Source organism: Pseudomonas sp. C6002 (assembly GCF_013385805.1).
In the GTDB taxonomy this organism is placed as follows: Bacteria; Pseudomonadota; Gammaproteobacteria; order Pseudomonadales; family Pseudomonadaceae; genus Aquipseudomonas.
In genome coordinates this window covers 186,053-206,890 of sequence record NZ_JACAPH010000027.1, presented here as the reverse complement: position 1 = coordinate 206,890, position 20,838 = coordinate 186,053, and the positions used below count along the sequence as shown (strand labels likewise).

Below are 20,838 nucleotides of genomic sequence, written 5' to 3'. Positions count from 1 at the left end.
CCTTAGAACTGAAAGTACAGAAACGGCACGGCATCGCGGCTGGCAATCAGCGCGAACGACAACACAAACCCGGCAACCGGCCACAGGGATGCGGCCACCACAAACCAGGGCTGCGTACCAAAACGCTGCTCGCAGCGGGTCTGCCAGATCGGCGCGATGATGCACACCAAACCGAGCAACGCGGCCATGCCATGAGCCGGGCGCATGGCCACGGCCAACGCATCACCCAAGGCCATGCCATGCATGCCGAATTGGCCGGCGTACATGGTCAGTGCCGAATGGAAGTCCGGTGCGCGGAACAGCGTCCAGGCCAGGCACACAAACAGCAGCGTCAAGATGTGCGACAGCACCGGCGGAATGCTCGGCAGGCTCGAGCGCGACCACGCCCGGTCAATGCACAACGCGATACCGTGGGCCGAACCCCACAACAGGTAGTTCCAACTGTCGCCGCCATGCCATAACCCGGCAATCGCCATGGTCAGGAACAGGTTGCGGTAGGTACGCCATACGCCATCGCGGTTACCGCCGAGGGCGATGTACAGGTAGTCCCGCAGCCAGCTGGACAGCGACAAATGCCAGCGCCGCCAGAAGTCCTGGATGCTGCTGGCGAGGTATGGCCGGTTGAAGTTTTCCGGGAAGTGGAAGCCCAGCATCAAGCCCAGGCCGATGGCCATGGCACTGTAGCCGGCGAAGTCGAAAAACAGTTGCAACGAGTACGCCAGGCAGCCGATCCAGGCATCCACCAGGCTCGGGTTTTCCAGGTGGAAGGCGATGTCCACCAGCGGCGACAAGGTATCGGCCACCAGCACTTTCATGCCCATGCCGATCATGAAACGCCGAGCGCCAAGGCTGAAATTCGGCCAGTTGAAATAGCGCTGGTTCAGCTCGCGCCGCACCCAGTCATAACGAATGATCGGGCCCGCAATCGAGTGGCCGAACATCGAGATATAGGTCGCGTAATTAATGAAGCTGCGCTCCACCGGCACCGTGTGCCGGTGCACATCCACCAGGTACGAAATCGCCTGCAGCACAATGAACGACAACCCGGCCGGCAACGCCACGCGCTGCCAATCCAGCGGCATCGCGCCGTACCAGGTGATCACCTCACTCACGGTGCCCGCGACGATGTTGGCGTACTTGTACCAACACAGCACCGCGGTGTTGAACACGATCAACGCGATCAACAGCCGCACCCGGCCCTTGCCGTCTTCACGGGAACGGTCCACCAGCAAACCGCCGACCCACGCCACCACGGTCAACACCATGTGCAGGAACAGGAACAGCGGGCTCAACCAGCCGTAGAACAGCCAGCTGCCGATCAACAGGATGACGTTGCGCCAGCCCGGACGGGCCAGCGCATAAATCAACAGGAAGGCCGGCAGGAACAGCGTGAGGAATTCCAGTGAGGCAAAGACCATGGTGGTGTCGGGCCCGATCAGTTAGCGAGCGTGTCGGAGGTAAACAGCAACCTCGAACCGGCGGCCGATGGCAGTGCGAGCACGCTGTAGCGTTCGCCGGCCTTGAGGGTGAAGGTCAACGGCTGGCCCACCGGCGCGTTGGCGCACTTGAGCTGCACCGACAGTTCCACCGGGTTGATCATGCGGCGCGAAATCGAGCCTTCGGCGACCTTCTTGAACAGCTCGGCTTTTTGCGCCACGGCTTCCAGGCTCGCGTCGGCGCAGGCGGCATCGGCGTTGATAAAGGCCAGCGAGGCCTTCAGTGCGTTGAAGTCATCCGGCTGTTCGTGGATCACCAACTGGCGCGTGCCGCCCTTGGCGTCCGGCACGGCCACTACGGTGGCGAACTCGCCCGGCGCGACGGTCACGGCCAGCTCGGAATCCTTGCCGCCCTGGCTCAACACACCCTTGATCGGGGTCTGGCCGCCCGACACCGGCAGGTAGTCAGACACCAGTTTGTCGCCACCCAACACCAGGCTGGCCTTGGAGCCCTGGGGCAGCAATTTCAGCTCGCCGTCGGTGCCGTTGGCCAGGCGCAGGAAGGCCGAATCCTTCTCCGGGCCGGTGGGGTAAAGCGGGATGTCGGCGCTGTAGGCGCTGACGCTGGCGAGCAAGGTCGCCAGGCCCAGGGTGATCCGTTTCATTATTGCGCTCCTTTGCCCACGGCGGCCGGTGGCAACTTCGCCAGGGAGTCGCCGATCGCCTTGGCCCACTTCTGGTAGCCGTCGATGGTGAAGTGCTGGCCGTCGGTGGTGATCCACTGGCCCGGCTTGGAGAAGGTCAGCGAGTCAACGTAGGTGCACGGCGCCACGTTGGTGGCGAGGAACTGCGACATCACCTTGGTGCGCGCATCATCCTTCTTGTACTGCGAACCGACCTTGCCCCATGCCGGCCCGACCCACACGCACTTGGTGCCGGTTTCGGTGATGGCCTTGGTCAGGGAAGTCACGCTTTTCCAGGCCCAGACTTTCGGGAACTGCGGCTCCGGGTACGAGGCCATGGTGTCGGCGATGATGATCACCACCAGGTCCGGCTTGTCCTTGGCGATCAGGTCTTTGATCGGAGTGGTGCTCATGGCGTTCTTGCCGAAAATCTCGGCCTTGCCAACCGGCAGGCGCTCGGCACCGCACTCGACTTTCTTCGGCACGATCCAGTCGGCTGCACCGGCGCCGCACGCGCCGATGGAGTGAACCTTGGCGCCCTGGGCGGTGAGGTTGTCCTGCAGCGGGTTGAGCAGTGAATCAGGAAAGCTCATGTGACTTTCGCCCAATACCAGCAGGGTCAGGCCGGCAATAGCAGAAGCGGAAACAGGCATGGATGACTCCTATCAAATCAATTCGAATAAGGGGAACGGTACGGACTGACCGGCAAGGGCATAGGCCCGCTCAGGTCTTCAAACAAGTAGCGCAGGTAGGCGTTACCGACGTACTGGCGATAGTCCTGAGCGTTGTCGAGACCGACTTCGCCACCCAGGTAAAAGCGCGAGCTGAGGCGGTATTCGGCGGCGGCATTGAAGCTGTAGCCGATGCCGGTCTTGCTGTCCTTGGCGTATTTCGGATCGCCCCGGGTCGGGTCATTTTGGTAATCGCTATGCCCCGGGAAATAATCGACCGCATCTTGCTCGATATGCTGGATGCCCACCGAACTTTTTATCTGGTAGCTGAACCGATCAAAACTCTGCGCCCAGCGCACCGGCACACCCAGGGAGAAGAAGCGCTGCGGGCTGAAGTAACCGCCCTGGCCGTAGGTGTAGTAACCCTGGTTTTCCTTGAAGCCCATGACCGAACCGCTGATGCCGAGGGTCAGGGTGTCGGTCGGGGTATTGCGCAGGTACCAGTAGATGCCGCTGCCCAGCTCCAGGCGGGTGTTGTCTTCGACGTTGTTGCCCAACAGCTCGTGCAACGAGGCGTAGCCATACACACCGAGCTTCTGGTTGTCGTAGCTCAGGTCGCCACGCCCGCCGTTGGCGGTCACGCCGCCCCATTTCTCGCCGGTACGCTTGTCTTCGGAACCGGCAAAGGAGGTCACACTGTCGGTGACCGGGCGCCGCGAAACGTTGACCCCGTAACGGAAGTTGGAGCCCTGGGAGAACGGTCGCGAGACGCTGGCGCCACCGACGATGGTGTCGTACAGAAAGCCCAGCGGGCTCACACCGATGTCGGCCTTGAGGCCTTCATCCGGGTTCTCCACGGCAACGGCCAGACCAACGCCCGTGTCGCTCTGGGAGCCTGCCGGGTTGGCCGTGCCACCGCCAAAGCGTGTGGCAGAGTCGCTCTTCACGCTGCCGGAACTCACATGCACCGGCGTCACGCGCAGCGCAACGTTCAGATCACCCACCGGCATCCGCGCTTCGAATGGCGCCTCGACGTCAGTGATTTTGCTCAAGCCGCTTTCGCCATTGTTGCTGCGAACGCTCAAGCCCTGCACCAGGTAACCGGTGCGATCCCGCAGGATCGTATCCAGCGCACGACGTGCCGGGCTGAGGTTGGCGGTGTCGAGTGCAGCAATGCTCGACGGTGGCTCGAACGGCTCGTTCCAGTTGTTCGATGCCGGACGCGCGGAGGCTGCCAGGGCATTGTCCGGCACGACATTGGTCGGTGCATCAATCGGCGGCGGCACGGCGCCGGCAACGGTCAGGTCGGTGACCTGGCGACGCTGGCCCGGCAAGCCGACGAAGGGGTTGTAAGGCACGCCCTGGGAGCCGGCCTGAGCCAATTGCGTCTGGCTCTTCTGGCTGTTCTCAATCGCCAACGCCTTGCGCAGCAGTGCAGCGGCTTCGTTGTTCTTGCCCAGCCCCTGATAGATGCGCGCAGCCGAGGTGAGGATCTCGGGGTTGCCCGGTTCCAGGGACAGCGCCTTTTCACTGGCGCTTTCCGCCAGGCCACGATCACGGCCTTGCAGCGCGATATCCGCCAGGCCCAGTTGCAGGCGAGCGTTGTTCGGGTTCTGCTGAATCAGCGGCGCATAAAGCTCCATGGCCTTTTTGCTATTGCCGCTGGCCGCGTACATCCGCGCCAGGGCACCTACCGCCATAGCGTCGTTGGGACGCTGGGCAAGGGCCGGCGACAGCATGTCGTAGGCCGCGACCAGGTCGTTTTTCTCACGCAGGGCATCAGCCTGTTTGACCCGGTACAGGTAGATCAAATCGTCGTAACGCTGGCGACCGGTTTCACTCAGCGGCTTGCCCTGCACTTCACGCAGGATGTCGCCCGCCTCGGTGTAGTGGTTGGCCTTGAGCAGGACATTGGCGTACAGCAGTTTCTGGTCGACGGTCGGGTTCGGATTGTTATCCAGAACCTTCTGCATGATATCCAGGCCCTGCTGCGTCGCGCCGACTTCCACATAAGCGGCCGCCAGCACTGCCAGGCGCTCAGGTTTCTGCCGGGTCATGGCTTCACTGCGGCCCAGCAGCGCGAGGGCTTCCGGGCGTTGGCCACGGCGGGCGGTCTCGATCGCGATGTCGGTCTGCTTGTGCAGCGCGATATCGATACCCAGCTCGTTCATGTCAGCGGTACGTTGCCCCGCAGGGATACGCGCCAGGGTCTCTTCAGCCTTTTTCCACTCACCCAGCTCCGCCGACAGCAGCGTGCTGGTGTACAGCGCGTCCGGCTGGTTCGGCTGCTTGGCCAGCAAGCCGTCGATCAAGGCACGGGCGTTGCGAATCTGGCCGTCGCGCAGGTAAATGCGCGCCAGGGCGAAGCGTGTCCACGGGTTTTCCGGGTCGGCATCAAGGGCTTGTTTGTAGGCGGCTTGCGCGGCTTTCAAATCGCCCCGCTGCTCGGCCAGCTTGCCCACCTGGGTAGCGCGCAACGCGGTGATTTTCACACTTGGCGCGAACTTCGCGCGCTCGGCGGGCGACACCGAGTCGATCAGCTTCAAGGCTTCTTCCGGCTGCCCGGATTGGGACAGCACGTTGATCAAGCCGCTCAGCGCGTCCGGGTCGCCAGGATGACGGGCGAGCACTTTGCGGTAGCCGGCTTCGGCGGTGTCGAACTGATTGTCCTGAGCCTGGAAACCCGCCAGTGCCACGGCAGCGCCGGGCTGGCCAGGGTTCAAGCGTTCGGCCTGGGCCACCAGGTCGCGGGCCTGGCTGCCGCGCCCGCCACGCTGGGCGTCACGGGCCTGGTTGAGCAGGTTCCAGTAGCGCACATCATTGAGCGCCGACTGCCATGCCGCGCCACCCGGCAAACGGGTGGCCTGAACCAGGTAGCTTTCAGCCTCGCTGAAGCGCTGCTGCTGTTGACGCAGCACGCCCATGCCGCCGAGGGCATCGACGTCATTGGATTTTTCATTGAGGCGCGCCGCCAATAGCGGCTCGGCGGTTTTCAGGTCGCCGTCATCCAGCGCCTTGAACGCCTTGGTCATCTGCGGATCACGCTGCCAACCGGCGCCGGTCTTGCCTTGGGCAATGCCCTTGTTCATCAGCGCACGGATTTCGCTGTCGTCCGGATGCGCCGCCAGAAACTGCTGGAACAACGGCACCTGGTCGCTCTTCGGCGGGCCGAGCCAGATCAGCGCAAAGCGCCAGGTTTCATCGGCGTTGCCGCCCACGTCGTTGTTCGGTGCCAGCTTGGCCAGGGCGCGGATGCCGTCGGCGCGGGTGGCCGGGTTACGCGCCAGATGCTTGGCCAGGAACAGCGCCACAATCGGGTCGTTCGGCCGCTCGCGGGACAAACGCTGCAAGCCGGCGATGGCCTCGTTTGTGCCCTTGGGCGTGAAGCCCAGGGTGTTGTAATACTCGCGGGCAAGCAGGCCCTGGGGCTGGCGCCCCTGGAAGATCTGGCGATACAGCGCCACCGCTTGTTCGCGCTCTTCTTCAGGCTCGCCGAGTTCACGGGCCTGTTCCAGCAACTTGGCGTTGGCCGGGATGTTGACGGTGATGTCCTGCTCCAGCAGCAAGGCCTGGCGCGGTACCGGGCTCAGCGCCTGCAGGCGGGCCAGGTACTTTTGCGCTTCGGCCGGACGCTGTTGTTGCACCTGGATCAAGCCAATGCCGTACAGCGCATCCGGCTGTTCGGGGCTCAGGCGCAGCAGTTTCTGCCAGGTCTCGAGGGCGCGTTCCGGGTTCTTTTTCGACTGCCAGTAATAGCCCTGCTCGATCAGCAGGCTTTGCGGGTCAGTGGTTTCGGCAAAGCTGGCGCTGGAAGCCAGGGCCGCCAGAATCGCAATGGCTAGCGTGTGACGGCGCATGCAGACTCCCAGGATAATTTCACCGTGCCGTCTTGTTCGAAACGGTACTTTTGATCAGCGAAGCCCTGGCCGAACAGGCTGAGCATGTAGTCGTAGTAAATCGGCTGGGCGCTGTCCGGGGCCGAAGGCGCGAGCGCCTTGGCGAGGGCGTCGTCGACTTTCTGCTTTTGCAATTGCGCCAGGGCGGTTTCGCCCCGGGCCTGGAAGAAGGCCATGGTGGAGGCCGAGAACCCCGTCGGCGTGTAGCCGTTGTTTTTCTCGACTTCACCGGTCAGCACGTGGACTTTCTCCGGCGGCAAACCGTTGACCGACGCAGCGGTGGCACGGGAAATCCCGCCCAAGGCCTTGAGCATCGGCGCGGCCAGCGGGTCGCTCTTGGCGGTCATGCCGGCCCAGAGGTAAGTGCGGATCGCGTCGTAGCTGCCCAGGTCATCGGAAAACGGGTCGACGATAAACAGCCCGGTGTTTGCGCTGGTGGCGCGATAACCGACCCAGTTGGCCGCCAGGCCATGGGGATTGCTCGGCAGGTCGGCGAGCATCTTCGCGTTGCTCTCGGCCACTTCGTTCCAGCCGGCGTTCGGGCGCTCTTTTGCAAAGCGGCGCAGTTGCGGCAGTACTTGATAGCTGGGGTTGAAGCGCCACAGGCCTCCCGCGTGTGCATAGCCTACCGGCCCCGGCAACAGCATCTTGCCCAGGCCCGGTACGCGCACGATCAGGTTGCGTTCAACGTTGGCCAACACCAGTTGCGCGTCGCTGCGGTACTGCGGTGCGTTCCACACGCGCGCGGCTTCGAGCAACGCATAGGCCATCCACAAATCGGCGTCGCTGGCGGAGTTGCTGTCGATCGCGCCCCACTTGCCATCGTCACGCTTGCCCCACAGCCAGGCCGGCAGGTTCTGGCCGATGTCGGCGCCCGCCATGTTGGACTTGGTCCAGGTCCAGAGCTTGTCGAAGGTCGCCCGGTCGTTGCCCACCAGGGCAAAGAACATCGCGTACGACTGCCCTTCCGAGCTGCTTTCCGTCGGCTTCATGGACGAGTTCAACACCCGGCCATCGTCCTGGATAAAGCGCTTGGCATAGTTCTGCCACAGCGGCCAATCGCAGGTCTGTGCCTGGGCGGCACCGGCAAGCAATGTGCTGCCAATCACCGCCAGGATCGCGCTACGCAAAGGGCTCATGCCAACCGCCGTTTTGCACGGGCACGCAGTGCCAGGTAGATCAGGCAGGTCAGCACCAGCAGCCCCAGGAAGGTAATCGCCAGCATCCAGCCCAGGTTCTGGGACAGCTGCCATTGCATGAATTTGAAGTAGTTCAGGTCGCCGACGTAGTACTGCTGGTCCGCGACCAACGAGCTGATCTGCGTGCCCTGCACCACCGCCAGGCTGCCCTGGATCGAGTCTTTGTAGTCGTCACCGCCAATCAGCGCCGAGGTCGCTTCAAGCAGGCCCTGAGGCTGGTTGCTGGCGATCAGCACCACGCTGCGCCCGGCCTTGAGCGGCGATTGGAAGCCGGCGAACCAGGTGCTGTTGCTCAGGCCGCTGAAGGTGATGCCGGCATTGGCCGTATGCTGGTTGGCCGCGGCGTCCGGGCTGATCCAACTGCGCACATAACGTGGCAGGTCAGACAACAGGAAGTGGTGCTGCAGGCCGTCACTGGTGGCCGGCAGGTATTGCTGCCATTGCTGCAGCAGCGGCTGGTTGCCGCCGGTGGCGAGCACCAGCAGGTCTTTGTCGGCAACGCTTTGCACGTCTTTGGCCTGCACCACTTTGACGGCGGTGGCCGGGTAGCCGGTGGACTCGCCGAAGCGGCCCATCACAGTCAGGTAGGCGCTCAACTCATCGGTGCCGACGTTGTCCGGCATCACCACCGCCGACTCCGAAAGGTCAGCCAGGCGGGTGAACGGGAAGCCGGAATCGTTGAACACGCCGAGGTTCGGCATGGCGATAAAGTGCTGGTAGCTGCTCAGGTCCAGGCTCGAGTCCGGGTCAATCGCACCGCGCATGTTGTCGACGATGATGTCCCGGCATTCGCCTTCCTTGATGTAGTCGTACATGAAGCGCAGTTGCAGCTTGGACTTGGGCGAAGCCGAGCTGATCGGCAACAGGGTCGTCACTTCACGGGGCAGGGTTTCGTCTTTCTTCAGCTGGTCCAGCAGGCTCTGCCCGCCGCCCAGGTTGCTCACCGACGGCAACGCGACAGACTTCATGAACTGGTCATTCAGGCCGATCAGCAAGGAGGAGTTGGTGGACACCTGCTGCGGCGTGTAGCGGTATTTGACGTTGAGCGGCACGCCCTCTTCACGCCAGTTGAACAGGTCGGGCGGCAGGCGCAGGTCGACGCTGATCGGGCCCGGGTTGTAGCCGGAGACGTTGAGCTTTTTCAGTTCTACCAGCTCGCCAAGGCGTACCGGACGGTTGCTGGGCAGCCAGTTCGGCGCGTCGTAAGGGCTGCGCGGGGCCAGGGTGTCGAGCCTGGTGATGACCACGCTGTTGCCGGTCAACACCGGGTTGCCCAGCACCACGGCGGTGGCGGCACGCTTGAGTTCGGCGCCATCCCGGCCGGAGACGATCAGCAGCTTGCCATTCGGGTCGTTGGGGTTGGTGATCAGGGTCAGGGTCGGCCCTTTAGGCTCAGGGACCGCCACACCGTGTACGTCCACGGCCTGGGTACTTTGCACCAGCACGATGGCGTTGCCCTTGGCCGGAATCTCGCCAAGGGTCGTCGGGAACGTCGCACCCCGGTAGCTGGCCAAGCCGCCTACCCACGACGACAGCGCGCCGGCAGCTTCCAGCGCGGCGTTGTCCGGCGCGCTGGCAAACACGAACGGCAGGCTGACCTGGCGCGCATCGCGCTTGTCGAAGAACGGCAGCGGCAGCACCGACAGGTCGTCTTTCAAGACGATCGGCTGCACCTGCACTTTCAGCTCACTGCTGTTGCTGATCTTGGCCCACAGGCTGCTGTGCAGCGGGTCTTCACAGGACATGGTGTAGTGGCCGATGAACTGCAGGCTCAAGCGGTTGAATTCGGTGATCAGGTGCGCCGGAATCTGCACCAGTTTTTCCTGCTGGATGCCCGCGCCTTCCTTGGGCAGCGGCAGGCTGGCGGCGACTTCGTCGTTGACCAGCACGTTGATCTGCGACAGGTCCGCCAGCAGCGCCGGCGAGTAGCTGTACTTGAGCAACAGTTGCGCGCCCTTCACCACTTCATCGGCACGGATGTCGAAGTTGACGCTGTCGGACGCTTCCACGCCTTGCAGGTTCATGGTGTCGCGACGGCCCAGTTGCTTGAGGGTCAGGCTGTAGCCGTCGTCAGTGCTCTGCACCGCAACAGCGGGTGCAGCGGCCTGTGCCTGCGAGCCCAGGCCCAGCAGCGAAGCGATCATCAGCGCGAGCACGCCGCGCGACTGCGGGCGGGCAAATAGTGTGGAAGTCATGGCTTGTCCATCAGCGTATCGAGCGGTTGTGAGGGAGTGCGGCGCAGGGCCAGACGCAATTCATGCAGCGTGGCGCGACCCAGGGTAAACAGGCCGCCGATGCCGATGGCACCGACTTCACGCAGGGCTGACAACGGTGTATCGGGCTGGCCGGCACCCCAACTCGCGGCCCAGGTGTCGGCGCGGGAAAACGTCAGGCGTACCAGTTCGCTTTGTTGGCGCAGGGACAGTGCATCGAATTGCGCGCCAATCTGCGCGCCCTTGCTGAACACCACCCGCGCCTGGAACAGGCTGTCTTGTCCGTTGCGCGACAGCACCAACTGCAACTGTTCGCCCCGGGCAATCTGGTGCCCGTCGGCGAGGATCAGGCCGAAGCCGTTCTGCGAGAAATCCTGGGTCGTGCCTTTGAGCACACGACCGTCGGCGCAGATCACACTGACCGGCAATTTCGCGCTGACCCGCGGCTCGGAGCGCACTTGCCGCGCTTCGGAAGCCACCGCCACTGCCGCGCTGGTGATGATCAGGTTGTAGAGGGTCCAGGTCAGGTTGATCGCCACGGTGACCGCGGTGGACTCGTCGCCCCAGATCAACTGATAAAGACCGAAGCACAGCCCGACCAGGTTCACCGCCAGCAGTACCAGGTACGGCCGGGCGAGTTTCCAGTCGAAGAACTGCTTGTCGATGATCCCGCCCTTGTCGGTGACGTTGAAGCCGCCCGCCTTGGGGTTGACCAATGCAACCAATACCGGCGGCAGGATGTACCAGGCCAGTACGGTCTCGTAGACCTCGTTCCAGAACGAGTGGCGGAAGCGCCCCTGGATCCGCGAGTTGGTCAGGCTCGAATGCACGAGGTGGGGCAACACATAGGCGACAATCATCAGCGCCGAGGCGTGGAAAATCTGCGCGCCGAAAATCAGGTAGGCCAGTGGCGCGGTGAGGAACACCAACCGCGGCAAGCCATAGAAGAAGTGCAGCATGGCGTTGGCGTAGCAGATGCGCTGGCCCCACTTCAGGCCTTTGCCCAGCAGCGGATTGTCGGTGCGGAAAATCTGCGCCATGCCCCGCGCCCAACGGATGCGCTGGTTGATGTGGCGTGACAGGCTTTCGGTGGCCAGGCCCGCGGCTTGCGGGATCGCCAGGTAAGCGGTGTTGTAGCCCAGGCGGTTGAGCTTGAGCGCGGTGTGGGCGTCTTCGGTGACGGTCTCGACGGCCACGCCGCCGATTTCCAGCAAGGGCTTGCGGCGGATCACCGCACACGAGCCGCAGAAGAACGTCGCGTTCCACAGGTCGTTGCCGTCCTGCACCAGGCCGTAGAACAACTCGCCCTCGTTGGGCACGGCGCGGAAGGTGTCGAGGTTCTTTTCAAACGGGTCGGGTGAAAAGAAGAAGTGCGGCGTTTGCAGCATCGCCAGCTTGGGGTCCTTGAGGAACCAGCCGAGGCTGACTTGCAGGAAGGAACGGGTCGGCACGTGGTCGGCGTCGAACAGCGCGATGTACTCGCCGTCGGTGACCTTCAACGCTTCATTGAGGTTGCCGGCCTTGGCGTGGAAATTGTTGTCGCGGCGGATGTAGTTCACGCCGATCTTGCGGCAGAAATCGCGGAAGTCGTCGCGACGGCCATCGTCGAGCACGTGGACGCGCAACTTGTCCTTGGGCCAGTCCATCGCCTGGGCGGCGAAGATGGTCAGTTTGACGATGCTCAACGCCTCGTTGTAGGTCGGGATGAACACGTCGACGGTGGGCCACTCCGACGGTTCGGTCTTGAGCCACACCGGCTCGCGGCGCAGCGGCCAGGCGGTTTGCACGTAGCCGAAGATCAGCACCACCAGCGCGTACAACTCGGCGAGCACCAGGCCGTAGCCGAACAGCATGTCGAGCCAGGTTTCAAAACCCAGGGTGGAAGTCAGCCGCCAGTACATGTAGCGCAGCGACGCCACCAGCGACAACACCACCAGCGCGAGGATCGCCATGCGCCCGGGAATCTTGCGCAGCACCAGCACCGCGAGGAAGCACACGGCGGCAAACAGGCATTGGCTGTAGAGGTCCAGCGGGGCGCTGACAATGCTCACCAACAGCAAGGTGCCGACCACACAACTGATCACCACCAGCACTTTGCGCAGCGTATCGGGCCAGCGATTGAAGCGCGAAATCGCGGCGTCCAGCCGCTGCTCGGCGCGCCCCGGAGTGTGGGGCGTAGAGGACGTAGTGTCGGTCATGGAAGGTCCGAATCGATTCGTTCGAGCAGCGTGCGGCACAGGGCATGAATGTCCTGGCAGCCGAGACTGTTGACGGTAGGGTCGAGGGGATCGCGGCCGCAGGCCTGGGCTTCACTGAACACCGGGTCACGGTGGACCGTGCCGAGCAGTGCATCGCCGAGGCGGGCCTTGAACACTTCGGCCATGTCCAGGCTGAAGCGGTGGGCGCCGTCGAGTTGGTTGATCACGTAGTAACGCAGTGGCGGTTTTTCGCGCTCAAGGTACGGCGCCAGCACACTGTCCATCTGGGCCAGGGTGCTGAATGAGGAAACATCCGCCTGCACCGCCACCAACACCACGTCTGCCAGGGCCATGGCCTGGTGCAGGTACACCGTGTTGCCGGCGGGCACGTCGATCACCAACGTGTCCTGGCCATTCAACTGCAAACCGGCCAGGTGCCGGGGCAGCCATTGGGCGTCTTCGCCGAGCCAGCGATTGAGGTTTTTTTGCTGGTCGTTGTTGGTCTCACCGAAGGCCACCAGGCGGCAACCGGCAAAGCCGCGCTCAGCCAGGCCTTCCCAAGACTCATTGCTCAAGCTCGTCGCGCCGATGCCGGGCAAATTCAGGCCCAGGCACAAGTGATGACGCAGGGCATTTTGCGGGTCCAGGTCCAGCGCCACGGCCGGGTGGCCTTGACGCTGCAAGCCGCTGGCAATGGCCGCGGTCAGCGTGCTGCGACCGACACCGCCCTTGAGCGAGACCACCACGATCACCTTGGGTGACGATTGATCCGAGTACACCTCACCGGTCGGCCCTTCGACCACTTCGGGAGGTTGCAGGTGATCGGCTTCGCCCTGGGTCAGCTCTTCGAGCAAGCGCAGCAATGGCGCCGACGGCGGCTCATCCAGCGCGACGGTGCAAGCGGTTTGGGCCGGGATGGGCACGGCGTCGAAACGCTCGACCACCACGTCATCCTCAAGATAATCATGGACGGCGTACATCTCCCGGTAGCCATTTGGATTGGCGCCCAGCTTATTGAATAGTTTTGAAATATCGTCTGCGCGACTCACCCACGGCCCTCCCCGGTTATTACGCTTTAAAGGCGTTAAAAAGGTCAGCCCGTTGGGCTGACCTTGGTTTTTCTAGTTATGTGTTGGCTGGCGGCATTCTGTGATATCAGATTGATGGTGTCAGTATTTTGATGCTTTTGGATTAATTATTTCAGACGAGCGGCTTAGTGCCGTATTTTTGACTTATTTGGCGAATTTTTATCATTTTCTTTCAGATCAGAAGCTTGCGGCGGCTTCTAACAATTTTTCTGGCCGCCTGGTCAGGAAAAATTGCTTAGCTGACGAATCAAATTACAACTTAGTAATTAACCGCCAACGTTCCGTAAACCGGGTTAAACGATTCCGCTATTTATATGACGTTTAATATTTCGAAACAGAATACGGTAACACTCACCTTATTCAAGGGAAAAACGATGACCGTTATGTCGAAAACATCTAAGAGAAAGACCCTGAGGCACTAATACCTCTAATGGATATGTTTCTGTATCAAGTTGTATGCAATCCCCTTCTCAACACATGCCGAGGCAAAACGCCGGGGTGCATGACACAGGCCGGATACCTCCCGGGCGCTCAATAGGCTCCAACGCAACACACACCCTATTGAACCTCAGAGGACACCACCATGAACCGCAACACCCTCATCGCCAGCAGCCTGTTTGCCTTGCTCAACGTTGCCGCCTTTTCGGCCCAGGCCAGCCCCAAGCTGGATGTACAGCAGGTACTGTCGACCGTGGACGATGGAGGCGCGGCGTGTGGCGTGGTGAATGCGCGGATGACCTACCTGGACTCCCATGGGCAGAAGCGGGTGTTTGAGTACAAGAAATTTGCCGATTCGTGTAACGAAGGCAGCTAAAAGCTGAACGACAAAACCTGTGGCGAGGGAGCTTGCTCCCGCTGGAGTGCGCAGCGCTCCCACTGTTTTGGGCCTGCTGCGCAGCCCAGCGGGAGCAAGCTCCCTCGCCACAAAATTTCATCTGAAGCTAAATGGGATTAACCGCGAATACGGTGCTCGGTGAACTCATAATCCTCCTGGCAATCGCCAGTCGGGTCCGCCGCCACACCAGGTGCCGTTCGGTTTGAATCGGCTGGGTTTGCTGCGCATCGCGGACAAACGTGATGGTGAAGCGGCCGTCGGGCTTGAGGTTGTTGTTCCAGGACAGGAACTGGCACTTGCCGCTTTCTGCACGCAGGCCTTTCCAGTGATCCAGCGCGTGGGATTGGCGGGGTTGGGGTGGCTGAAACGAGGCCGCGCAGAGAAAACCCGGTCGGTTGCAAAAATAGTCAGAATTCAGGGGTTTACAGATGCTTGCCAATCGCTATAATCGTCGCCCTAACACGCCGGTATAGCTCAGTTGGTAGAGCAACTGACTTGTAATCAGTAGGTCCCGGGTTCGACTCCTGGTGCCGGCACCATACAAAACGAAGCCCTCGCAGAAATGCGGGGGCTTTGTTGTTTCTGGATTGCTCTTACCACAGATCCTGATCTGGCAGCCTCTCTACTTTCCGCTGATCATCTACGTGCTCCCACGCCCTCTGCAAAACCCCCACCTTCTGTAACGACGCTCGCATCGATCTTTGCATGCGAAATTTTGGGTTGAGACGGAACAGCGCAGAGCGATAAATAAATCCGTCCCCTTTACGCGTTCATCATGGGAATAGGGGCCTGACCCCGTTTTTCGGCCGGCTTGAACTGAGTGCAGGGGGGGGGCAGAAAAAACGACACATTTAGCCCGCGGCGTGGCGGGGGGACGACGGCGCGCGCCAGGTGTAGAACTTCCTTTGCACGCACCACTATGGTGCTACACATATCTTGAAGCACGTCACTTCCCCATCCGACGAATGTCCGGACAAAAAGGGATTTTCAAAGCAAAAAGCCACTATGTGCCATTGTAGAAAATCGTGTGAAAGGCGAAACTGGGCGTCTATGGAAGGTCATGGATCGTTCAGCAGGATGCTTTATTTATCTTAGTCCCTGCACGCCCCAAGCCTTCTTAATAATGCTTACAACATAGTTGAGAGCAAAGTATTAAACGTCCCCTATTGGAGTGAAGAAGTGCTGAGTGAGGCGGAAGAGAAACAAGCGCAGGTAATTTTCAATCTGCTAAAAGAAGCAACTAGCCAAACAGTTGTTCGTGAATTTTTGCGAGAAAAAGATATAGCAATTACTGCACCCAACTGGGACGAGCTATATTCCAATCGGATATTGCCTGCGCTTCAATCTAAAAAGCTTAACCTAGTAGATCTTGCAACGTTGCTACAAGATGTAGAAGAGCACGGTAGACAGCATATTTTTCTGTATAAGTGCAGCACAGCAGATGCACGCGCAATACTTAACAAAACGCGCATTCACTCCATAGCTAAAGACCTTGGAGTTGCAGAGTTGCTGTCCCACCCACTGCATATCGAAATGCCTGAAGAGGCCAAGATTGTCGACATTCGACTTCCAGAGGCCCCGAACGGTACGGGCCCCGTCTCTCTTACCGTAAAGATCAGTGAATGCCGCGAAACCAGCAAACTTGTTAATGATGATTACGACCCAGTAACCAGCTCTCGTACGAAAACTTACAAAGTAACTAAAAAGCGCGCGGTTAACATTGCAACATTGACTCTAGATGGGCTTCTTGAAATACGCATTGCGTCACGAGATAACTCAACCAAGTATCACGAGCAAGTTTCAGATGTCATTAGAATGGCAAGCAAATTCTTCCCAATGGATTCTTTTGAAATCCTGTCGCTCAGCAAGGCTAAAGACACCTTGTTTTTGAAAAAGGAAGAATTTGAAGGCATTATTCGTTACAGCAGCACAACTGCTAGAAATGATTATGGCATCGCAATGAACCTTGCAGCGTCAAACCTGTCTCAGAACCTTTCTGAAGATGACGGTTCATCAGCGGCGATGAAGGAATTTCTAGCACAAAAAGGCTTTGTGACGGGTAGCAATATTTGGTTTATAATCAATGGCGAGGAAGAACGGCAAATTCATGTTCTTTTGAATGGTGAAATTAATGAGTTTGCGGTGACTGCGGCTTGTACTCCTGGAGAATATTCATATGTTTGCGGACAGATTCTCTCCCTTAATTAATGCCTTCCCACAGGAGGCAGACGCAATTAGAAGGGTTGCCGAGCACTTTGGCAGCATTGAATTGCGTGATGGGATTCGAGTTCTCGACGTCGAGATGAATCCAGGACGGCTGTTTGACGTCTCTCAAGCAGGAAGCTCCGCGCGATTTGCGAAAGTCACAACTATATTGATACAGGCTGGCATTTTAGAGCGAAAGTATGTAATTAGATCCCCGCTCGGCCCAGCCATTATGGAAGTCGACAGTTGGTACGACTGCCCACTTTCAGTTTATGACCCGCTCCGAGATGTAACAATGGAAGTTAGTGATAACGACCTTGAAACCATGTATAGCGTGGTAAAAGATGGACTGCACTAAAGTTATTGAGCTTGTAGAGAAATTTTGGCACGCCACAGTACCCAATCAAAGAAGGGAAGTTTTTAAATATTTAAGAACTACAGTACCACCAGAGCATCTAACTTTATTTGATGGTCTAGTAGACAACAAGAGAAATGGCTTGCAAGATAGCCCAAACTCTAAAATTCTTGTTTTAATCCACGGTATACATACTGATGGGTCGTGGCAAAAACAGATTCAGGCACAAATGAAAACGGTGCCGAACCTGCAAGTCCACGATTTGGGTTACGACGTAGTAACGGGAATACAGCTTGCGTGTCCATTTCGGTCCGGCCCAATTAACAAAGTCGTCAGAGATATTAGAACAATAAAAAGCGAAGAGCCAATGGCAAAAATTTTTGTGATAGCTCATAGCTTTGGCACATATATAACTAGCAAAATACTCGCAGAACACCCTGACATTTCTTTCGAAAAAATAATATTGTGCGGTTCTATTATTCGCAGAGACTTTCCTTGGGCGCTTTATGCTAAGGGTATGCGCAAAGATGCAATAGTAAATGACGTGGGGACAAGAGATATATGGCCGATAGTTGCTACAATTACAACGCTTGGCTATGGCAGTTCTGGTCGTAGAGGATTTCAAAACGTCAGTGTAACAGATCGTTACTTTGATTATGAACACAGCGATTTTTTCGAACTTAAAAACAACCATGCTGAAAAGTATTGGCGCCCCCTGATTCAAGATGAACAAATAGTTCCATCAGCGTGGGATGAACACAAGCCGAAATCAAGCTTCATGCTGCTACTTGCATCACACCCGCTAATTGGTCGCATACCTGTTTTTATAATCTATCTGCTACTCATCCCGACTTTATTTACTATTCTCTGGAAAGGTATTTCCAAGCTAATTGGAATGCTATAAATCTAAATTAAATAACGCCACTGCCCTGTTAGTTAGGGGCATACTTACTACCCCTGCCCTAACTCAAAGGATTCGAACCGAATAATTTCTTCGCCCAGCCAGTCATTGATCTGCTGCAAGCGGTCCTGAATCGGCTTCAGCTCGTTCATCGCCCAGATCTGAGCCGCTTCCTTGATCGGTCGATTCGATGGGCGAGCATTTTTGGCGTGCCGTTCCCCTTGGTGTTAGTCAAAGATATTCGGACCTAGGATTTAGCATCCGTATCAATATTTTGACGACTACCCAAGGTCGAGAATTGCTGGCCCCGGTTCGATTCCACTGAAAGCCATAACTAGCTGATTTATTTATAGTTACTAGTTGGGGTACGTCGAATTTTCCAACGAACTCCAGACGCCCGAAAAACCTCGTCTCGCCGAAACATACCGTTCGTCTGGTGCCGGCACCATACAAAACGAAGCCCTCGCAGAAATGCGGGGGCTTTGTTGTTTCTGGGGGTGTTCATATTCTGTCTACGCCTGGCGCTCCAACTGAACAAGCCGGTGAGCCTCCAGATAGACCAATTCCCGTAGCGAAGTCCCGCCTTCAGCGTTTTATGCAGAATTATGGATAGCCAATAATTATGGCTTACCCATAAAACGGCATAACTGCACGAGCCGCATGATTTTGCGTCCTGAACTGGCTGCAGGAATGGCAAACCTGCCCTTCAAGCTCAGCGTTTTGAGAAGACGCGACAGACTCATATTCAGGCCGCCAGAACCAAGCCCGGCAGCAGCAAAACGAAACAACTATTTCCCCAGTTGCACCCACCCCACCACCACGCTACCCTCGCCCCGTCGCTGCAAATTCAGCGACCGGGCCTGAGAACCCGACATGATGCAGGCGCAACAGCGCCACCAATCACGATTTGCAGGCGTTTTTTTATGCCCGTAGTTTCGTGCAATGGCGGCTGTGCGTGGGAGACCTTCGGGTCTGCCGGGTTCCTGTATCTCCGGTTCTCAGCCTGCGCACAGCTGCCACCCATTCGCCTGAGAACGAACGTGGTAGCTCTCACTTGATATGGGAGTTTTACCGATGAGCGCTCCAAATCCGTCTGGCTTCACTACCCTCGGCGTTACCCCTTTTTCATTTCATTCCGACCAGCCTCTGTTCCGCGTTAACAGCGGGGTTTCTCTGAGCGAAGCGCTGTCTCACGTTTCCGATTTGCTGCATGTGGCCAAGCTGTTGGCGGAGGATGCGGCGATGATTCGGGATACGGATCGCTACGCCTGGGCTTCGCACTATCTGCAGGAGATGAGCAAGGCAGTGATTGATGATGTGGTGAAGGTGTTGGAGTCGCCGGGCAATAATCTGTAGGTGTGTCAGGTTGTGGAAGTGTTGGCTGGGCCATCGCCATCGCGGGCAAGCCCGGCTCCCACATTGGATCTTTGTTGCTTGTTCTAGATTGCCTGGCTTGAAGCCGCCACACAAAAAACGCCCCGAACCATCACGGTCCGGGGCGTTTTTTATTCAGCCGTATCGCTTAGTGCCCAGCACTCTGCCCACCGTCCACATGCAGAATTTCCCCGGTCACAAACCCAGCCGATTCCAGGTACACAATCGCCTGCGCAATATCCCGCGCTTCACCCATGTGCCCCACCGGATGCAGGCTGCCCAACGCCGCATGCGTCTCTTCCCCATGCATCGGCGTCTTGATAATCCCTGGGCTCACCGCGTTCACGCGAATCCCGCGCTTGGCGTATTCAATCGCCAGCGATTTGGTCGCCGAGTTCAGCCCGCCTTTGGTCAGCGAGGCCAGCACCGAAGGCACGCCATCAATCGCGTGGTCCACCAGGCTGGTGGTGATGTTGACGATGTGCCCGGCGCCCTGTTTCAGCATCTCGGTAATCGCCAGTTGGGTGATGTAGAAGAACCCGTTCAGGTTCACCGCCAACACGTTTACGTAGTCTTCGTGGGTGTAGCTGGTGAACGGTTTGGCAACGAAGATCCCGGCGTTGTTGATCAGGCTGTCGATGCGGCCAAAACGCGCTACGCCTTCGCGGATGACGCGCTCGGCGGTGGCCGGGTCGGCGATGTCGCCGGCCACGGTGAGGATGTCCGGATCCGTCGACGGTTTGATCGACCGGGAGGTGGCAACCACGCGGTAATCCAGCTCACGGTAAGCCTTCACTGCAGCAGCGCCCAGGCCTTGGGATGCGCCGGTGATCACAACGACTTTTTTCGAATTGCTCATGATGAAACCTCTATAGGGAAAATGGGATGGTTCAAGCAGCCGCGGCGGACATTTCCCGCAGCATCTGTTCGTAGTAACTGACGGATTGCGACCCGGAGACCAGCTGGCGGCCATTGAGGACCATGGCCGGTACGGAGTTGATGCCGTGCTCGCGGTAGAACGCTTCCAGCTCGCGCACTTCATTGGCGTAGGCGGTAGAGCCCACCACCCGTCGTGCGCCTTCAATGTCCAGCCCGGCCTCGGCGGCCAGACGCGCCAGGGTTTCGTGGTCGCTGACGTTCTGGCCATCGCTGAAATACCCGCGCAACAGCGCCTTTTTCAGCTCGAGCTGGCGCCCTTGCTGCAACGCCCAAAACAGCAACCGATGGGCGTCGAAGGTGTTGTAGAAGTGGCTGCGTTTTTCCAGGTCGAAGGTGAAGCCGATGGCCGCGCCGCGCTCCATCAACATCCTTTTGCCGCTGGCAACTTCTTCAGCGCTGCGCCCGTATTTGCGCATCATGTGGGCGACGGCGTTTTCGCCTTCGGCCGGCATGTCGGGGTTGAGTTCGAAGGGTTTGAAGGTCAGTTCAACCTTCACTTCGCCCGCCAGGTTGTCGATGGCTTGCTCCAGGGCGGTGGCGCCGAGGGCGCACCATGGGCACACCACGTCGGAGATGAAGTCGATGGTGACGGGCGTGCTCATGAAGGGTTTTCCGCGAGCTGTTTGCGGTACTGGGTGGTGGTGATGCCGGCGTAGCCCCAGTTATCGGTGTCGACTTCTTCGATGACGATGTGGGTCAGGTCGGGGCGTTTGTTGAGGACGCGTTCGAGGGTTTCGGTGATTTCGGCAATGACCTGGGCTTTCTGCTCCGAGGTAACGCCGTCGCGGGTGATACGTACGCTGACAAATGGCATGACAAGGCTCCAGTGACTTGCCCATCGACAT

The 20,838-nt window shown here is 59.0% G+C and carries 15 protein-coding genes and 1 tRNA gene; 5 read left to right on the top strand and 11 right to left on the bottom strand.

Going from position 1 to position 20,838, the window contains the following annotated elements; translation table 11 throughout:
- Positions 1 to 2: 2 nt before the first annotated feature.
- The 8 genes from HX817_RS18150 to bcsQ are packed head-to-tail and all read right to left on the bottom strand — an operon-like array spanning position 3 to position 13,276.
- Positions 3 to 1,418 carry an MBOAT family protein gene (locus tag HX817_RS18150; protein WP_003218070.1) on the bottom strand — a complete coding sequence of 472 codons (1,416 nt, stop codon included), beginning with the start codon at positions 1,416 to 1,418 and terminating at the stop codon, positions 3 to 5.
- A 17-nt stretch (positions 1,419 to 1,435) separates the two neighbouring features.
- Positions 1,436 to 2,101, bottom strand: a complete 666-nt coding sequence (locus tag HX817_RS18145; RefSeq protein ID WP_177040772.1) for an alginate O-acetyltransferase AlgF — start codon at positions 2,099 to 2,101, stop codon at positions 1,436 to 1,438.
- Positions 2,101 to 2,772, bottom strand: coding sequence for an SGNH/GDSL hydrolase family protein (locus HX817_RS18140; protein ID WP_003218072.1), 672 nt, complete (start codon positions 2,770 to 2,772; stop codon positions 2,101 to 2,103). The genes HX817_RS18145 and HX817_RS18140 overlap by 1 nt, the downstream gene beginning before the upstream one ends.
- 17 nt (positions 2,773 to 2,789) lie before the next feature.
- Positions 2,790 to 6,647 carry a cellulose biosynthesis protein BcsC gene (locus HX817_RS18135; protein WP_008435712.1) on the bottom strand — a complete coding sequence of 1,286 codons (3,858 nt, stop codon included), beginning with the start codon at positions 6,645 to 6,647 and terminating at the stop codon, positions 2,790 to 2,792.
- A complete protein-coding gene (gene bcsZ / locus HX817_RS18130) occupies positions 6,629 to 7,825 on the bottom strand; it encodes a cellulose synthase complex periplasmic endoglucanase BcsZ (protein WP_177040770.1) in 1,197 nt (398 codons plus the stop codon). The genes HX817_RS18135 and bcsZ overlap by 19 nt, the downstream gene beginning before the upstream one ends.
- Positions 7,822 to 10,080 (bottom strand): cellulose biosynthesis cyclic di-GMP-binding regulatory protein BcsB, encoded by a 2,259-nt coding sequence (gene bcsB / locus HX817_RS18125; protein WP_008435714.1) that lies wholly within the window; start codon positions 10,078 to 10,080, stop codon positions 7,822 to 7,824. The genes bcsZ and bcsB overlap by 4 nt, the downstream gene beginning before the upstream one ends.
- The gene (bcsA, locus tag HX817_RS18120; protein WP_177021033.1) at positions 10,077 to 12,296 is read right to left on the bottom strand and encodes a UDP-forming cellulose synthase catalytic subunit; all 2,220 of its coding nucleotides are present in this window, start codon (positions 12,294 to 12,296) and stop codon (positions 10,077 to 10,079) included. Before bcsA ends, bcsB begins: the two co-directional genes overlap by 4 nt.
- On the bottom strand, positions 12,293 to 13,276 hold the full coding sequence (bcsQ, locus tag HX817_RS18115) for a cellulose biosynthesis protein BcsQ (RefSeq protein WP_177040768.1): 984 nt from the start codon (positions 13,274 to 13,276) through the stop codon (positions 12,293 to 12,295). The genes bcsA and bcsQ overlap by 4 nt, the downstream gene beginning before the upstream one ends.
- A 691-nt stretch (positions 13,277 to 13,967) precedes the next feature.
- Here bcsQ and HX817_RS18110 point away from each other — a divergent pair.
- The 5 genes from HX817_RS18110 (at position 13,968) to HX817_RS18090 (ending at position 19,036) form a co-directional block, all read left to right on the top strand.
- The gene (locus HX817_RS18110; protein WP_003218078.1) at positions 13,968 to 14,198 is read left to right on the top strand and encodes a DUF2790 domain-containing protein; all 231 of its coding nucleotides are present in this window, start codon (positions 13,968 to 13,970) and stop codon (positions 14,196 to 14,198) included.
- A 484-nt stretch (positions 14,199 to 14,682) separates the two neighbouring features.
- Positions 14,683 to 14,758 (top strand) — tRNA-Thr (locus HX817_RS18105).
- A gap of 640 nt (positions 14,759 to 15,398) precedes the next feature.
- The gene (locus HX817_RS18100; RefSeq protein WP_177040766.1) at positions 15,399 to 16,427 is read left to right on the top strand and encodes a hypothetical protein; all 1,029 of its coding nucleotides are present in this window, start codon (positions 15,399 to 15,401) and stop codon (positions 16,425 to 16,427) included.
- Between the two features lie 341 nt (positions 16,428 to 16,768).
- A complete protein-coding gene (locus HX817_RS18095; RefSeq protein ID WP_177040764.1) occupies positions 16,769 to 17,683 on the top strand; it encodes an alpha/beta fold hydrolase in 915 nt (304 codons plus the stop codon).
- 1,071 nt (positions 17,684 to 18,754) lie between these two features.
- Complete coding sequence (locus HX817_RS18090; protein ID WP_102370209.1) at positions 18,755 to 19,036, top strand: DUF3077 domain-containing protein; 282 nt, start codon at positions 18,755 to 18,757, stop codon at positions 19,034 to 19,036.
- 166 nt (positions 19,037 to 19,202) lie between these two features.
- Here HX817_RS18090 and HX817_RS18085 read toward each other — a convergent pair whose 3' ends face one another.
- Genes HX817_RS18085 through HX817_RS18075 form a run of 3 tightly spaced genes read right to left on the bottom strand, consistent with a single transcriptional unit; the run spans position 19,203 to position 20,807 of the window.
- A complete protein-coding gene (locus HX817_RS18085; protein WP_003218108.1) occupies positions 19,203 to 19,913 on the bottom strand; it encodes an SDR family NAD(P)-dependent oxidoreductase in 711 nt (236 codons plus the stop codon).
- Positions 19,914 to 19,944: 31 nt separating this feature from the next.
- On the bottom strand, positions 19,945 to 20,595 hold the full coding sequence (locus HX817_RS18080) for a DsbA family oxidoreductase (protein WP_177040762.1): 651 nt from the start codon (positions 20,593 to 20,595) through the stop codon (positions 19,945 to 19,947).
- Positions 20,592 to 20,807, bottom strand: coding sequence for a 4-oxalocrotonate tautomerase family protein (locus HX817_RS18075; protein WP_003218111.1), 216 nt, complete (start codon positions 20,805 to 20,807; stop codon positions 20,592 to 20,594). The genes HX817_RS18080 and HX817_RS18075 overlap by 4 nt, the downstream gene beginning before the upstream one ends.
- Positions 20,808 to 20,838: the final 31 nt, after the last annotated feature.

Coding starts and splice junctions, on each gene's coding strand:
- bcsB (WP_008435714.1), bottom strand. CDS start 10,080: ATGACTTCCACACTATTTGCCCGCCCGCAGTCGCGCGGCGTGCTCGCG.
- HX817_RS18135 (WP_008435712.1), bottom strand. CDS start 6,647: ATGCGCCGTCACACGCTAGCCATTGCGATTCTGGCGGCCCTGGCTTCC.
- HX817_RS18080 (WP_177040762.1), bottom strand. CDS start 20,595: ATGAGCACGCCCGTCACCATCGACTTCATCTCCGACGTGGTGTGCCCA.
- HX817_RS18140 (WP_003218072.1), bottom strand. CDS start 2,772: ATGCCTGTTTCCGCTTCTGCTATTGCCGGCCTGACCCTGCTGGTATTG.
- HX817_RS18085 (WP_003218108.1), bottom strand. CDS start 19,913: ATGAGCAATTCGAAAAAAGTCGTTGTGATCACCGGCGCATCCCAAGGC.
- HX817_RS18150 (WP_003218070.1), bottom strand. CDS start 1,418: ATGGTCTTTGCCTCACTGGAATTCCTCACGCTGTTCCTGCCGGCCTTC.
- bcsQ (WP_177040768.1), bottom strand. CDS start 13,276: ATGTACGCCGTCCATGATTATCTTGAGGATGACGTGGTGGTCGAGCGT.
- HX817_RS18110 (WP_003218078.1), top strand. CDS start 13,968: ATGAACCGCAACACCCTCATCGCCAGCAGCCTGTTTGCCTTGCTCAAC.
- HX817_RS18145 (WP_177040772.1), bottom strand. CDS start 2,101: ATGAAACGGATCACCCTGGGCCTGGCGACCTTGCTCGCCAGCGTCAGC.
- HX817_RS18090 (WP_102370209.1), top strand. CDS start 18,755: ATGAGCGCTCCAAATCCGTCTGGCTTCACTACCCTCGGCGTTACCCCT.
- HX817_RS18095 (WP_177040764.1), top strand. CDS start 16,769: ATGGACTGCACTAAAGTTATTGAGCTTGTAGAGAAATTTTGGCACGCC.
- bcsA (WP_177021033.1), bottom strand. CDS start 12,296: ATGACCGACACTACGTCCTCTACGCCCCACACTCCGGGGCGCGCCGAG.
- bcsZ (WP_177040770.1), bottom strand. CDS start 7,825: ATGAGCCCTTTGCGTAGCGCGATCCTGGCGGTGATTGGCAGCACATTG.
- HX817_RS18075 (WP_003218111.1), bottom strand. CDS start 20,807: ATGCCATTTGTCAGCGTACGTATCACCCGCGACGGCGTTACCTCGGAG.